The organism is Christiangramia sp. 3-2217-3z (genome assembly GCF_051195275.1).
Taxonomy (GTDB): domain Bacteria; phylum Bacteroidota; class Bacteroidia; order Flavobacteriales; family Flavobacteriaceae; genus Christiangramia; species Christiangramia marina.
In genome coordinates, this window is sequence record NZ_JBNJLI010000003.1 from 90,477 (window position 1) to 106,849 (window position 16,373).

A 16,373-nucleotide genomic window follows, 5' to 3' on the forward strand; every position below is an offset into this window, starting at 1 on the left:
ATCTTCTAGTAATTCTGACTTTTATTCGCCTCGTCGATCTCACTCTGTCGTTCATCTTCGTCATTTTTCTCCTTGATCGCTCTTTCTACAGATTCACGACTCACTTTACTTCCGGTTTTCAACCACTTAGCTCTGGCTTTACCTGAATTGGTAATGGACAGCAATAATGGCAACACCAGTAAAGTTAAGAAGGTTGCTACAAAAATTCCGTACGCGATAGATATTGCCATAGGCTTTAAAAATTGCGCCTGTCTGCTTTTTTCTAGAAGCAATGGTGCAATACCTGCAATGGTTGTTAAAGAGGTAAGGAAAATAGCTCTAAATCGCGATTTTCCGGCTTCAATAAGTGCTTTCTCGAAGCGCATGCCTTCCCGCAAATAGGAATTGAACTTCCCAATAAGAACAAGTCCGTCATTTACCATAATTCCCACCAGTGCAATGATCCCTAATAGTGAAAGAATATTCACAGGAAAACCATGGATATAATGACCCCATGCTACACCAATGATACTGAATGGAATCATAAGCATTAGCAATAATGGCTGACTATAGCTTCTAAACGTAAAGGCAATCACCGCGTAGATCAAAAACAAAATGATAGGAAAGACTTTTTCCGCAGATTTAGTCAGTTTTTCCGCTTCGCGATTCTGCCCCTCATAGGAAACAGATACACTAGGATATTTTGATAAGATATCTGGAAGTACGTTTTCTCCAATATTCGCAATAGCATCGGTAGAACTGGCATCCGGATCATCCATATCTGCCTCTACCCTTATTTCGCGAAGTCCTTCCAGGTGACTTATAGATTCTGTACCACGTCTAATTTCATAAGTAGCGATCTCACCAAACGGCACCCGGTTTCCATCCGGAGTTACAATTCGCATATCATCCAGATCATTGATAGACTCTCTATTCTCCCGATCGTAACGAACCCAAACTCTAATTTCATCCTGCCCACGCTGAAATCTCTGTGCCTGTAATCCAAAGAACCCTGCACGCACCTGGCTCATCACCTCTCTTAGATTTAATCCTAAGGCATATGCATTTTCGTTAAGATCTATCGTGATCTCTTTGATACCATCAGGATCTGTATCTGTTACATCTTTTAGCGTGGAATTCTCTTCCATCGCTTCTTTCAGTTCTTCCTTGGCACGCTCAAGTTCCTCCAGGTTATTCCCCAAAAGAGATACAGAAACCGGCTTTCCGCCAAAGTTTCCACCGCTACCAAAGGTTAAACGTTCGACTCCGTAAACCTGTCCTACTTCGTCCCGAATTGCATTGGTAATTTCAGGAGAACCAAAATCACGTTCTTCTCCCGGTAACAAATTCACTCTCAAAGATGCTTTGTTATTACCCGGTCCAACTCTGCGAACAATATTTTTAACGACCTGCTTATTTCCGGTCTGGCGTTCAGTAAAATCTTTGTTCACTCTCCATGCAGCATCTTCGACCATGGAAATAATGCTATCTGTCTTCTTAGGATTTGTTCCTTCCGGCATCAATAGATCTATACTTACCCGGTCGCTGGCGATACTTGGAAATAAAGTAACGTTCACCACGCCACCCATTACAGAACCTACTGTCAGGATAAACAGTGTGATCAGGATAGAGAGACTTAGAAACCTGTGTGCGACTGTAGCGCGTATAACAGGTTCGTATAGCTTATCCCGTAGATAAGCCATCAATTGATCCCCATATTTATTGATGATCCTTAGTTTCAGAAATAATCTCGAAAGGCCTTTCTTCTTTTTCTGTTCTTCTTCAGTTTCCCGAACTAAAGCCCTCGAATGAGCAATGTGCGCTGGTAGTATAATTAATGCTTCGACCAAAGAAACGACCAGGGTCAAAATAACTACGGTACTAACTTCGCCGAAGAATTCTCCAATCCGACTATCTAAAAACAGGAATGTGGAAAATGCAAGTATTGTCGTAATGATCGCGGAAAGAATCGGTGGTAACACTTCCATTGTTCCATCAATGGCCGCCTGCACCGGCTTTTTACCTCGTTCGTAATGCTGGTAGATATTTTCTGAAATAACAATCCCGTCATCTACCAGGATCCCGATCACGATGATCATCCCGAATAAGGATAGTACGTTGATGGTGACCCCAAATCCCGCGGCAAAAATGAACATCCCCAGGAAGGAGATAGGAAGCCCGAAAGCCACCCAGAATGCCAGCCTGGTATTCAGAAAAAATGAGAGAAAAAGAAGCACTAAAATAATACCAACCGCTCCATTCTCAATTAGCAGTTGCGTTCTTTGATTTAGCGTGATACTACGGTCATCTTCCACAATGATCTTTAGCGTATCATTTTTCTGGTTAAATTCTTCTACATAATTACGAACCTTTTCTGCGGCTGAAATAAGATCCTCATTATTAGTCGTAGATATATTGACGCTTACCGCGATTTGTCCATTGATATAAGATGCATTTGGGGTTTCTGAAAACCTGTCGCGAATAGTAGCCACATCTTCCAGGGTAACGGTAGTCCCATCAGCTTGTGACTTTACCACCAACTTATTCAATTCCTTTCCGTAGTAAGAACGATTATCAGCACGAATTAGGAAATCTTCTTCCTGTGTTTTAATACTACCACCAGTGGTAAGTATATTGGCCTGAGCAACAGCTTGGGCTACTTCTGTAAAAGTTATATTAAAGGCCAGCAGGTCATTTTCATCGACTGCAATTTCGATCTCTTCATCAGGAAATCCAGACAGTTCAATTTGAGAAAGACCGTCCATTGCTCTTAGATCATATTCGATCTGCCTTCCTATTTGCTTTAAAGTTGCAAGGTCCACTCCCTCACCGCTAACAAAGAAGTCAAAAGTTTCACGGATATTTTCCTGTTTCGCGACCACCAATGGCTCCATACCCGACGGAAAATTAGGAACTCTATCCACTGCGTTCTTCACTTCGGAAAGCATCACATCAATATCTTCGTCTGAATCAATTTCCACTGTGATGCTACCACCATTCTCTCTTGAAACTGAAGTTACCCGGTCTACTCCCACCAGGCCTTTGAGGTTATCTTCAATTTTAAGAACAATTCCTTCCTCAATTTCTTCAGGCGCTGCTCCGGGATAGGTAACATTGATGGTTATGATCTCAGATTCGATCAATGGGAAAAAGGAAGATTGCATTCGCAACATTCCCACAACTCCAAATATGACAAATGCGATAATCATCACATTCACCGCAACGTGGTACTTTATAAAGTAACTTATGATACTTCTCATTGTACCTTGCTTTCAGAATTTGAATCAGAACTAGCTGCAGTATCTGCCGTATTATTTTCTTCAGCGATCTTTACCGGCATCCCGTTGTATGCTCCGGACACCTGCCTTGTAATGATTACTTCACCATCTGGCACGCCCTTGATCACCACTTTGCGATCTGAAAAATATACCGGCTTCACCTCCATAGTTTTTAATACGGAATCACGAACGGTATAAATTTCATTCCGATCGTTTACCAGGCTTCGTTCAATTTCGATCGCATTCTCCTCATTTCTTGCATCCAGGTTAGCCTGCATGTACATGCCTTCTTTCAAACCTTCGGCAGCAACTTCAATAAAAACATTTACAGTTTGTGTAGCCTGATCTATCCTTGCATTAATTCGGCTTACTTTGCCTTCGTAAGTTCTGTTACCACTATTATCGGTAAGACTTACTTTTTCATCAACCTTTAAGAGATCTGCGTACTGTTTTCCTATTGAAACCTGAAGTTCATAAACCTCGGGATCTATAAATTCTCCCAGTTTCTGTCCGTTTCGAATCAAAGTTCCCTCAGTAACCAGTGCTTCGGTTAGAACTCCGTTAAATGGCGCAGTGATCCTGTATTTTACCAGTCGCTGCTCTAGATTTTTAATATTAAAATATGCGGAATTAATTCCACGACCGCTTATAAAATAGCGTTCTTTATCATTAGCCGGTTCTGGCAATGGCGGAATAGAGCTGTTCACATCAAGATTATTTAAATATTCCTGCCACTTCGGAAAGATCTCCGGGTAATCCAGTCTAAGATCTGGCATGATCGCCGTGATCTGGTTGTAAAGTTCACTTTTGGCCGATTGTACGCTTGCCTCGTATTCTGCCGCATCGATCTTCAAAAGCGTCTGCCCTTTCTTGTATGCCTGTCCTGCTTTGAAATCCTGAGAACTGTAGCGAAACACCCCCTGAACTTCTGCGTAGAGTTCTACCCGATCTTTCGCTACCAGGTTCCCGTTTGCGGGAATCTTTATAGCTATAGAAGAATTTTGAACCGTATCTACGAATACCGTTTTTACGGTCTTCTGAATATTTGGTTTAGGCTGTTCTTTGCTGTCTATGATAGCCTTTGCCCCAAAAATGGCACCTACTATGAGCACGACGCCCAGTAGAGAAAGTATGATCTTGCGTTTATCCATGGTAGTCGTTGGACTCGATTAAGCCCTGATAGTTTAATTAAAAAATCTAATTAGCTGATTTCTTCCAGGCTGAATTGAATTTCTTCCCATTCCTTCATCAAATTCTCCAGTTTCTTTTTTGATTCGTTATACTTATTCAAAAAATCTGTTCTGGTGATTGTTTTCTCATAATTTTGAGCCAGCTCCTTATCTTTAGACTTAATATCTTTTTCAAGCTTCGTGATCTTTGCTTCTACTTTGCTCAATTGGTTCTTAAGTCTTTTTGCCTCTTTCTGATCTTCAAAAGAAGACTGTTTATTTTTGGTCTTGTCCTGCTTGTTTTTTCTGCCTTTATCCGACTTCTCCACAGCTCTCATATCCTGCATCTTTCTTTGATCAAGGTAATAATCCAGATCCCCAAGATACTCTCTGATCTTATGATCACGAAATTCGTAAACTCTACTTGTAAGTCCTTGCAAAAAGTCCCTGTCGTGAGAAACGATGATCAGGGTACCTTCGAAATTCTTCAAGGCATCCTTCAATACGTTCTTGGATTTTATATCTAAGTGATTCGTAGGCTCATCCATTACCAGAACATTGAATGGTTCCAGCAACATTTTACACAAGGCGAGCCTGTTTCTTTCTCCACCGGAAAGCACTTTTACTTTCTTTTCAACTTCATCTCCTCTAAAAAGAAATGCACCAAGCATATCTCTTACTTTCGTGCGGTTTGTTTCATTGGAAGCATCTTCCATAGTTGCCAACACGGTCTTTTCCCCATCTAGATATTCGGCTTGGTTCTGGGCAAAGTATCCAAGTTGTACATTGTGGCCAAGTTTTAAAGTTCCTTTATGTGATATTTCACCTATGATGATCTTTGCCAGTGTTGTTTTTCCCTGTCCATTCTGACCCACAAATGCGATCTTACTTTGTCTTTCAATAAGTAGTTCAACATCTTTTAGAATCTGCTTATCTCCGTAAAACTTCTGAAGATTCTCTGCCTCAATAACAACCTTCCCCGGGGTTACCGAAACCGGAAAATTTACGCTCATTACTGAATTATCATCTTCATCAACTTCAATACGATCTATTTTATCAAGCCTTTTGATAAGTGATTGAGCCATGGAAGCCTTACTGGCTTTAGCCCTAAATTTATCGATCAGTTTTTCTGTATTCTCAATTTCCTTCTGCTGATTCTTCTGAGCTGCAAGTTGCTGCTCCCGTAATTCTTTTCTGAATTCTATAAATTCAGAATAAGGCTTTCGGTAATCATAGATGTGTCCCAGGGAGATTTCAATACTTCTATTGGTCACATTATTCAAAAACATTTTATCGTGAGATACCAGCATCACACAACCGGTATAATTATTCAGAAAACTTTCCAGCCAGATGATACTTTCGATATCAAGGTGGTTGGTAGGCTCATCTAATAGCAAAATATCATTACTCTGTAGTAGAAGTTTAGCCAGTTCAATACGCATTCTCCATCCACCGGAAAAAGTCTGGGTTAGTTTCTCAAAATCTTCCCGTTGGAAACCAAGTCCCTGCAATACCTTTTCAGTTTCACCCTCATAATTATAACCACCAATGATCTCATACTGGTGAGTGATCTCACTGAGATCTTCAATCAATTGACTATAGGAATCACTTTCGTAATCTGTTCTGGTAGCAAGTTGTTCATTGATATGCTCCATTTTCGCTTCCAGCTGCTTAATTTCTGCAAATGCCTGGTGAGCTTCATCGATCACTGTTCTTCCCTGTTCAAATTCCAGATCCTGCTTTAAAAAACCAATTCTAAGTTCTTTATCCTTAGCGATCTGCCCGGTATCATATTCCTGTTCTCCAGAAATGATCTTTAACATGGTGGATTTCCCAGCCCCGTTCTTTCCAATAAGACCTACCCGATCTCCTGCACCTAGTCTAAAACTTACCTCTTTAAAGAGATATTCACCCTGGAACGATACTGATAAATTATGAATATTGAGCATTTTGTAACAATTGTAACTTTAGAATTCGTGCAAAGATGCTTAAATTTGAATTGCAAAAAAAACGATCATCATGCTTAAAGGAACTAAAGTTTATAGTATTGTCACAGGCACCTGTCCTGTGTGTCAGGAAGAAAGCATGTATAAAGAGCAAAACCCCTATAAACTCAACCGGGTTTACGAAATGCACGAACGTTGTAGTAATTGTGGGACGAAGTACAAAATAGAGCCTTCATTCTTTTACGGGGCTATGTATGTAAGCTACGGTTTAGGAATCGCCTTTGCGGTGGCGGCTTTTGTGATTGCATACGTATTTCTAAGTGCTAGCCTCTTAACTTCCTTTTTTGCAATTGTTGGTACCCTTATTGTGTTTATGCCTGTGATCATGAGGTTGTCACGTAATATCTGGATAAACCTCTTTTTCAGTTATAAGAAGAATGCAGGTAAGGCCTAGTATCTTTTAAAATATCTTTTCTGAAACCTCGCAATATCAATTTCTTTTTCTAAAGTAGAATTCTCAAGTATATGATCAGCCAATTTTGGCGCGAGATAAGGAGCTATTAGAACACCACGACTACCAAAACCGTTGAAGCAATACATAGTATCAAATTCCGGGTGTTTTCCAACTACAGGACGTCTATCCCCCGAAGTAGGACGTATGCCTGCCACCTGCTCCACTACCTTATAACTTGCATTGATCACCTGTTTTAAGGAAGCTTCCAGTTGCTCCCTAGCTTCTGAAGTTGGTTCTGGAGTTTTATCATGATTATTATAGGTCGCTCCTACCTTGTACAGGTCATTTCCCATAGGCATTATAAAAACTGAAGCTTTGATGGCAAATTCAAGCTTAAGTTCTGGTGATTTGATAATAATATATTGACCCTTATTCCCGTGTAGTGGAAAATAGTTGAAAAACGGATTCTTGGTGACACCGAATCCTTCGCAGAAAATAATATGCTTTGCATGTATATCCCTGTACATTATGCAGTCACTATCCATTTTTACAAGATCATGGTCAAATTTTTCAGCGATCAATTGCTGTTTCTTTTGAAGCTGATCTCGATAAGCATCTAACATAATTTCGGTATCGATGTTTCCGGTATGCATAACGCGTCCAAACCCATAATCTGTCTCTACTGAAGGATTAGAATTCTTTACCAGTTTTTGATCCAAAAAAGGTGCTAGTAAGGGTTTGTCTGCAGCTACGAACCAGTCATTTTGCTCTTCTATTGAATAAAATCTTCTATAAATATCCCAGTGACGTATAAACTTCTGCTGTAGTTCCTGTTCCAATTCAGCATAAAATGGCATAGAAATTTCCATTTGTTCTTTAGCTTTCCATGCGGGCGTAAATCGCTTTAGAATAACTGGATTAAAAATACCTCCCGCAACATACGAAGAGGTTTGGGAGCTGTTATCAAAAGAGATAAAGCTTTTGCCTCTTGAATGTAGTTCACGGCTAATAGCCAGCCCGGCAAGACCAGCCCCTACGATTATAAAATCTACCTTTTTATTTACCATGAGTTTAAAATAAAAAAAGCGCTCCTAGAAGAGCGCTTTTGAATATTAAAAAGTGATGTTAGTAACTCCACATATCCTGTTCAAAGTTTCGAATTTGCTCTTTGATTCTCTGAGATTCCAACAGTTGCATAAATGCATTATCTGCGATATACTCATCGATCTCACGGTCACCCTGCACATTATCTTCTTTGTAGATGACACCATCAAAACGCCTGGCATTCAATAAGTGATCGAATGTAATGGTTTGCGCCGTGTTACCTCCGGTGAATACCAGTGCATCATGAAGAACTTCACGCGCATCTGGATACCATACCCAGAATAACTCAACCAAATCTGTTTGTCCTGAATCTATAAAGTTAACATCTGGTGCTACCGGAGCAATCCCTAGAATTCTATACTTTAATTCTGCAAGACGCTTATCAAAATACCAGATCCCACGAATATGATATTCTACGATATCTGCAGCTCCAAGATCGCGACGATCAATGAATTGAGCATCTACCTCTTCCCCTGCATTATACTGTTCGATCCCAAGATCTGTTGTATCAACTTTAGAAATAGTAGCACTAATATCTTTTAAAGTACGTTTTTCAGTAAAATAAGAATCGGCATAAACGTTTTGAATCTTCCCTTGTTTGATAGCTGAAGTAAGCACATCATACAATGACCTTCTGCTAGAACCAATATTATTGGTATCTATTGGATAGTACATTGGAAAGTTCACTCTTTCATCCAAATCTATGATCTCCCAGGTTCCTTTGGACCATAAAATATCACGGTCTCCAACGTACCCATATTCGAGAGGTTTGTCTTCCTGATCTACCATAGCCTGAGCTTGCGATTTCTTCCCGATGTCCTCAGGTTTATTCGCATTCAGGATGTTTGCCTGACCGAAAGAAGAAGCACCCATCATCATCACAAAACCATAAACAAAAATTTCTTTCAAGCTCATTATATTCAATTTTTAGTTTGTAAGCTCAATTACGACTGGCGCAACTTTTTTAAGCTTATAACTTGAGTTCCCCTGCAGGGAAGCATTAATATCATAAATCTGAACAGATTCACCTCTACCAGCTCTTCTAAGAGCGGCTTTAGCTCTGTCATCAAGTCGACTACCACTTACGTTAATCGTTGGCTGACCAGGTACCTTAAATTTAAATCCTGTAACATTAAGATTTAAATCGAAATCGAAATCTGGAAGGTTAGCTCCAACTGTAGCGATTTCTAAGGAATTTCTCTGCATGGATACAGATCCATCTTCTCCACGAATCGTTCCAACTGGTCGAGGAATATCCTTTACTCGGAAAGTTTTTCTGTCTGAAACAGTCTTACCTCCTGGAAGTTCACCGCTTACGCTAATAGTAACTTCTCTGGCCTGTAGAGTAGTAACATCCATCATATAACTTCCAGCACCACCAGAAGCTCTAAGCCCTGGAGCATTTGCACTAACACTGCTTACACCAGGAATGGAAATCGTCATTGGGTTCTGAACTCCACGATATACCACATTCATCTTATCTGCTGAGATAACAGCAGAATTTGGCAACGGAATCACATTATAAGAATCTGAGATCTCAATACTTTTTAAAGAATCATTCTCAAGATACTGAAGCTCACCAGTAATTTTTTGCTCACCTACATTTCCAGCAGGGAACTTTAATACCACCTGTCCCGCTTGAGTATTTTCAACTTCCTTACCGTTGATAGTTACTTTCTCGAACTGTAAAGTGTTATCAAAACGTCCTAGAACCACTTTACCACTGAATTCCTCACCGCTAAAAAATGCCGGTTTGTCTGGAATTACGATTGCCTGGTAATTACTTAAAGAAACATCGCTCTGTAATTGTCCAGATAACATTTGAGACAAGATCTCACTTTCTGTACTCTTTACATCCGCTTGAATCTGAGTCATCTTAGTCAATGAAGCGATCAAAGGGAATCCCTGGTAGTTATAATATAGCCATGGCTTGGTAACCCCGTCACCATCTGTAACTTCTTCTATAGCGAATTCTCTTCTTACATTTGCAGCAAGTTGAGGGTATTTATTTTCAAGGATTGCAGAAACCTGCTCACGATAATTATCGATCTGATCTACAAATTCCTGACCCGTTGGAGAAACTCTGCCACTCTGGAAGAACATTTCATCAAGTTGATCAGCCTTGTCCATTTCCTCATAATTCCACTTACCGTTATCTTCCTTTTCCATATCGGCAGTAAGATTATTCTTTACCCCTTCAATGTAATCGTTAAGTTGTGTTGATAACTGGTCGATCTTGTCTGCGTTCTCTTTAATTGAGGTGTACTTTGCAGGTTGTTCATCTACTTTCTCAGCAAGACCAGCCATATAAGCAGCATTTCGATTCTCTGCAGTAGCGTTAGCCGTACTCAATTTTTCATTCATCATTCCAAATGCGGTAAGAACCTCTTTGGACATATTTAGTGCCATCATAGCGATGAAAACCAAATACATTAGGTTAATCATCTTCTGCCTTGGCGATTGTTTTCCGGATGCCATGTCTAATTAGATATTTTAATTAATAATTCGCTTAATTGAATATTCAATTAGACTCTTGGTTTTCCATTCATAGCTGTTAGCATTCCTCCGTAAACATTGTTTAGAGAAGCCATATTATTTGCTAACGAATCCATTTGTGCTTTAAGTTTACCCGCATTTTCTGCAACAGCCTGATTAACCTCTGCCTGTTTAGAAGCAGATTCAACCTGTACTTTATAGATACTGTTCAATGTTTCCATTTGAGCAGCAGCTACAGTTAATTCTTCACTATATTTCTTTTGAGAAGCCATTGAGTCAACTGTTGGGGCAATTCCTTTTGCGGCACCTTCAAAATTTCTAATACTATTTCCTAAAGAAGACATTAGATCTGCATCCAATTTTGCCTCTTTCAACATCGCATCAAGTTTCTTAGACAAAGATGCTTCAGCTTCTTTCTGCTCCACTACAACTGCATCTCTTCTTGCTCCTGTACCTCCAGCTAATTCTGGATACACTAATGACCAGTCAAGTTCATCATCAATTGGTTCGAAAGCTGAGTAGGCAAATACCAATGCTTCCACGATTAGACCGGCAATAAGCATTTCATTACCACCCGGCCAGTGCATAATTTTAAATAGCGCTCCTAATATAACTACAGATGCACCAAGACCATATACCATATTGGTCACCCGTTTTGCTCCTCTTGATTTTGCCATAACTTTAAGCTTTAAATTTTTTTGTTGGTTTATTGATAGGTTGAAGTTCTAATATTATTTGCTGGATTGATTCAGCGTAACATCGGTTCCAAGATAATCCTGAACAGTTCTAAAGCCAATATAGCTTCTGGCTGAATCCATATATTCGTAATCCCTTGAGCTTACCTGTAAGAAGTAAGCCACATCTTTCCATGAACCACCTCTCACTACTTTCCGCATATCCTGTGGATTATTCACAGTCGGGTTCATTGTAGACATATATTCGTAAGAACCTGGATCATAACTTGAGTCCACCCATTCTCCTACGTTACCAGCCATATTGTATAAACCGTAATCATTAGGGTCATACGACTTAGCTTCTACTGTGTAAAGCGCCTGATCTGCCGCATAATCACCTCGAAGAGGCTTAAAGTTAGCCATAAAACAACCTCGATCGTTCAGAGTGTAAGGACCACCCCATGGGTAAGTTCCACCTTCTAGACCTCCACGAGCAGCATATTCCCACTCACCTTCGGTTGGGAGCCTGTAAGAAGGTACGTTTGAATCTCCTTTTTCTCTTCGGAAGTCATTATGATATTTTGTTCTCCATTGAGTAAATGCTCTTGCCTGCTTCCAGGAAACACCAACAACAGGGTAATCATCAAATGCACTATGCCAGAAATAGTCATTATGCATAGGCTCATTGTATGAGTAATTAAAGTCTCTAATCCAAACTGTCGTATCGGGATAAACAGAAACTTGTTCATTCTTGATATAGTTACTTCGGTCACCCTGCTTTTTAGCGGCAGACTGAATGTCCATATAAGAATACTGGAATTTTAATTTCTTTACATCGATAGTTCTCTGACCGTTGTATACTTCATCAATTGGGATATACATCGAATCCATTACCTCGGCATAGTATACATCCGGATAATCTTCAGTATCCCAGTAAATGTCGATATCTTTATTCAGTCTTCTATTCGAGTAATCTTCTGAAGGACCACCCTGACCATAAGTATTTAACATGTACTCTTCGTAAGGAGTCATATTTCCTTCTTCAGCGTCTGCAAAGGCAAATTCACCAATCCCATTATCACCCGCAGTAGCACCTTGCAACTCAGCCATTTTAGCAAGTTCCACCCTTACTACAGAATCCTTTACCCAATCCACAAATTGTCGATATTCAGAGTTAGTGATCTCAGTTTCATCCATATAAAATGAACGTACGGTAACGGTCTTTGGAGGAGCATTCTTCTGTCCGGCAATATCATCATCAGATTTACCCATGACGAACGAACCACCAGGAATTAATGTCATACCATAAGGTTTCTCCGGATTCCACTTCTTTCCCTCCGCACCTACTAGCTGTCCACGATCGCCTCCACCACAGCTTGAAAGCAAGGCCAGAACAGCAATGAGCGAAATATACTTCTTCATAATTATCTTAGGTTAAGACATTTTGATTTAAGGCAGTAAACCTATCTAAATATTTTTTAAAAAACAATATTTCCGATAAAAATACAGCAATTACCGATAATGCCTGACTTTATTATTTTATACTTCGTTTTTTCTTTTGGCCTTATACCACCGTTCAGGGATAACCTGGTTGCAAGCCTCCAGATAATCTTCTTCACTGCAAGGTAATAACGTATGCCTTTTTAATTTATTATTGACCGAATTTAAAAAAGGAATCTCGATCCACCATCGCCCACTTACAGGACTCTTAAAGAATACCAGGATGTCATCATCTATTGGAACCTGATATTTTATAAAATCTTTTTTGGCCGAAATTGTATTCTCATTTGTGCGGTAATTTACCCCTTCAATGAAATACCAGATGATCTGTGCTACCAGTGTATCAGTGAGTTTATTCATCTCATTCTGATATTCATAAACACCAAATGAACTCACTTTGTCACTAATTCCTGCATATCGTGATAAAGCACAAATTTCCCTGCCATTGAAGCCATTCGGACTACTGAAGTAATCTGAATTTGCAGATGCTGAGTCTATAGATCTTATATCGAGACCCACAAGATTTGCATTCCGCACAATAGGTTCCATGTGACCAATATTCGAGGTCACTTCTCCCAATCTATAAGCTTCAAAGAACAAACGCTCCATCAATTCTATCTCCTCCTGGGAGTTAAAATAAGTTTGATATCCAATCGTAGAATAATTAAATAAATTATATGGCTTATCTACGACGATTTTTCCTACAAACGACTGATTACTAATAGGTTTATCTGCATCACCAAGATCAAATTTGCTATCGATATTTACCAGGTTCACCATTTGATCGAGATGATCATATGCACGATACTGCGCATAGATCAGATCCTGACTTCCACCTAGAATTACAGGAATGATATCCTGTTTAATTAGATCTGCACATAGTTTCGAAACTGCATAATAAGTATCTTCAACTGAATCTCCTTCTTGAATATCTCCCAGATCTGCCAGGTTCAAACGCCAGTTTCCTGGATACAGACTATATAACTGTCTGCGTAAACTCTCAAAATCGGGTGTTGAATCTTCTCTAACAGCCCGGCGATTCTCTCTTACTCCGAATATCGCTACATTAACCTTATCAAGGTCTGGTAAACCATGTTCAGATGTATGGAGTTTTAATTGCGCACCAATGGTTTGCGCATTCAGGTGAGTGATTTCATCCAGTAAGTTTTCTGATACAGGACTAAGAAAATCGAACTCCATATTTTATTTCTTTTTGGGTGATGTCTTTTTAGTCGTCTTTTTGGCCGTGGTTTTTTTAGCAGTCGTCTTCTTGGTCGCAGCTTTCTTCTTGGCCGGCTTTTTCTTAACAGCTTTTTTCTTCGTCTTACCACTTTTCTCCAGGATATCCTGCACCTCTTCCAGGGTCAGCTCCTGAGCATTAGTAGTTTTAGGCAGCTCAACCTTCGCTTTGCCTTTGATAACATTAAACCTTCCCCAACGAGCTTTTTCCACACGAATTCCTTCATCTTCCCAGTGGTGAATCAACTTATCTTTTTCCTTCTGAATCTTATCATCGATCAATTGTTCGATATCTTTATCTGAAAGGTTATCAAAGTCATATTTCTTGTTCACATTAATGAACATTCCATTCCACTTCAAATAGGGTCCGAATCTACCAACTCCTTTTTGAACCGGATGATCCTTATATTCGTAAATAGGAGCATCTGCCTTTTCTTTCTCCTTGATAAGTTCCATGGCTCTGTCAAACTCAACATTTAAAGGATCTTCTCCTTTTTCAAGAGAAACAAAGGTTTTCCCGAAGCGTACATAAGGGCCATAACGCCCATTATTCACCTCTACACTTTCCCCTTTATATTCACCAAGTGTTTTTGGTAATTGAAACAGATCCATCGCCTGCTCATAAGTTAGAGTCTCCATGCTCTGGTCCGGGCTCAAACTGGCGAAACGAGGCTTTTCCTCATCTTCCACACTACCAATCTGCACCATAGGTCCGAATTTACCTAAGCGTACACTCACAGGTTTACCGCTTTCCGGATCTTCACCCAGAATTCTTTCCCCAACTTCTCTTTCCGCATTTTGTGCAACATCCTGAACATGAGGATGAAAATCTTTGTAGAAGTTCTTCATCATAGACTTCCACTCTTCATTTCCTTCAGCAATATTATCAAAACTCTCTTCTACTCTAGCGGTGAAATTATAATCCAGAATATTGGAAAAATGATTCACTAAAAAGTCATTTACAACCATTCCGGTTGCTGTAGGAACAAGTTTCCCCTTATCACTACCTACGGTTTCGGATAATTTCTCTTCTCTAATCTTTTGATCCTTCAGAGTGAATTGCAAATATTCTCTTTCGGTTCCATCTACAGATCCTTTTTCAATATAATTCCTGGATTGAACGGTTGAAATCGTTGGCGCATACGTGGAAGGTCTACCAATACCAAGTTCTTCCAGTTTTTTAACCAGCGAAGCTTCCGTATAACGATAAGGAGGCCTGGTAAATCTTTCGGTTGCAGTGATATATTCGTTGTTTAAGGCTTGTGAAACCTTTAAAGCCGGTAACATTCCGCTTTGTTCTTCATCCTCATCATCGCTACCTTCCAGGTAAACTTTCAGGAATCCGTCGAATTTCAAAACTTCACCATTGGCAGAAAATTGATTGTCGTGCTTATCTGCCTCAATCTTCACATTGGTTCTTTCCAGCTGTGCGTCGCTCATTTGTGACGCGATCGCTCTTTTCCAAATCAGTTCGTATAATCTTTGCTGATCACGATCCCCGGATATTGTATGTTTTTTAAAACTTGTAGGACGAATCGCTTCGTGAGCTTCCTGAGCTCCCTTGGATTTCCCCTTAAACTGTCTTGCCTTGGCGTACTTATCTCCGTAAGCCTTTTCAATTTCTTCTTTAGCTCCCTTTCTGGCTTCTTCGGACAGGTTTACAGAATCTGTTCTCATATAAGTAATATGACCGGCCTCGTATAGTCGTTGTGCCATGGTCATGGTCTTACTTACTGAAAAATATAGTTTTCTTGCAGCCTCCTGTTGTAATGTTGATGTTGTAAATGGAGGTGCAGGAGTTTTCTTCGCTGGTTTCGTAGTAAGATCTGAAACCTTAAAACTTGCACCAAGATTATCCTTCAGAAATTGTTCTGCCTCTTCTTTTGTATCAAAGTTCTTCGGAATCTTAGCCTTAAAAGACTTACCTTCTTCCGTAGAAAATTCAGCATCAATTCTATAAGATGCCTGTGCGGTAAAATCCTGAATTTCTCTTTCGCGCTCTACGATCAGTCTTACTGCTACAGATTGTACTCGACCAGCCGAAAGACCACCTTTCACTTTCCTCCAGAGTACTGGCGAAAGTTCATAACCTACCAGCCTGTCCAGAACTCTACGAGCCTGCTGAGCGTTTACCAGGTTATAATCGATTTTCCTGGGATTATCGATCGCCTTCAGGATCGCGGACTTGGTGATCTCATGAAATACGATCCTTTTAGTTTTATCGTCTTCCAGCTTAAGCTCCTCTGCAAGGTGCCAGGCAATTGCCTCTCCTTCCCGATCCTCATCACTTGCTAACCATACCATTTCAGCAGTTTTAGCAAGACTCTTAAGCTTTTTTACAACATCCTTTTTATCTTTGGATACAATATATTTAGGTGTAAAATCTCCTTCGGTATCAACCCCTATCTCTTTAGTAGGCAGATCAGCGATATGCCCAAAACTGGAGGCAACTTTATAATCGCTTCCCAGAAACTTTTCAATGGTTTTAGCCTTAGCAGGAGACTCAACAATCACTAAATTCTTAGCCATAAATC

Annotated in this window: 11 protein-coding genes; 1 reads left to right on the top strand and 10 read right to left on the bottom strand. The window is 39.9% G+C overall.

Translation table 11 applies throughout. From position 1 onward, the window contains the following. Positions 1–5: 5 nt before the first annotated feature. The 3 genes from ACSHZO_RS06315 to ACSHZO_RS06325 are packed head-to-tail and all read right to left on the bottom strand — an operon-like array spanning position 6 to position 6,375. Positions 6–3,239, bottom strand: a complete 3,234-nt coding sequence (locus tag ACSHZO_RS06315) for an efflux RND transporter permease subunit (RefSeq protein ID WP_298246710.1) — start codon at positions 3,237–3,239, stop codon at positions 6–8. Next, complete coding sequence (locus ACSHZO_RS06320; RefSeq protein ID WP_298246711.1) at positions 3,236–4,408, bottom strand: efflux RND transporter periplasmic adaptor subunit; 1,173 nt, start codon at positions 4,406–4,408, stop codon at positions 3,236–3,238. Before ACSHZO_RS06320 ends, ACSHZO_RS06315 begins: the two co-directional genes overlap by 4 nt. A 50-nt stretch (positions 4,409–4,458) precedes the next feature. Next, a complete protein-coding gene (locus tag ACSHZO_RS06325; RefSeq protein ID WP_298246712.1) occupies positions 4,459–6,375 on the bottom strand; it encodes an ABC-F family ATP-binding cassette domain-containing protein in 1,917 nt (638 codons plus the stop codon). A gap of 67 nt (positions 6,376–6,442) precedes the next feature. Between ACSHZO_RS06325 and ACSHZO_RS06330 the strand changes: the two genes are divergently transcribed. Further along, positions 6,443–6,826, top strand: a complete 384-nt coding sequence (locus ACSHZO_RS06330; protein ID WP_295180770.1) for a DUF983 domain-containing protein — start codon at positions 6,443–6,445, stop codon at positions 6,824–6,826. On the opposite strand, the gene ACSHZO_RS06335 is transcribed toward ACSHZO_RS06330, so the two are convergent. The 7 genes from ACSHZO_RS06335 to topA all read right to left on the bottom strand — a co-directional run bounded on the left by ACSHZO_RS06335 (position 6,823) and on the right by topA (position 16,368). Further along, on the bottom strand, positions 6,823–7,893 hold the full coding sequence (locus ACSHZO_RS06335) for an NAD(P)/FAD-dependent oxidoreductase (protein ID WP_298246713.1): 1,071 nt from the start codon (positions 7,891–7,893) through the stop codon (positions 6,823–6,825). The genes ACSHZO_RS06330 and ACSHZO_RS06335 overlap by 4 nt on opposite strands. Before the next feature lie 58 nt (positions 7,894–7,951). Beyond that, on the bottom strand, positions 7,952–8,845 hold the full coding sequence (gldN, locus tag ACSHZO_RS06340) for a gliding motility protein GldN (protein WP_295180748.1): 894 nt from the start codon (positions 8,843–8,845) through the stop codon (positions 7,952–7,954). A gap of 12 nt (positions 8,846–8,857) precedes the next feature. Then, positions 8,858–10,408, bottom strand: a complete 1,551-nt coding sequence (gene gldM / locus ACSHZO_RS06345) for a gliding motility protein GldM (RefSeq protein WP_298246714.1) — start codon at positions 10,406–10,408, stop codon at positions 8,858–8,860. Positions 10,409–10,455: 47 nt separating this feature from the next. Next, positions 10,456–11,103 (bottom strand): gliding motility protein GldL, encoded by a 648-nt coding sequence (gldL, locus tag ACSHZO_RS06350; RefSeq protein WP_295180752.1) that lies wholly within the window; start codon positions 11,101–11,103, stop codon positions 10,456–10,458. 54 nt (positions 11,104–11,157) lie between these two features. Further along, positions 11,158–12,522: a gliding motility lipoprotein GldK gene (gene gldK / locus ACSHZO_RS06355; protein ID WP_298246715.1), complete on the bottom strand. Its 1,365-nt coding sequence runs from the start codon at positions 12,520–12,522 to the stop codon at positions 11,158–11,160. A gap of 117 nt (positions 12,523–12,639) precedes the next feature. After that, positions 12,640–13,800: a formimidoylglutamase gene (locus tag ACSHZO_RS06360; RefSeq protein WP_298246716.1), complete on the bottom strand. Its 1,161-nt coding sequence runs from the start codon at positions 13,798–13,800 to the stop codon at positions 12,640–12,642. A 3-nt stretch (positions 13,801–13,803) separates the two neighbouring features. Next, positions 13,804–16,368 carry a type I DNA topoisomerase gene (gene topA / locus ACSHZO_RS06365; RefSeq protein WP_298246717.1) on the bottom strand — a complete coding sequence of 855 codons (2,565 nt, stop codon included), beginning with the start codon at positions 16,366–16,368 and terminating at the stop codon, positions 13,804–13,806. Positions 16,369–16,373 lie beyond the last annotated feature (5 nt).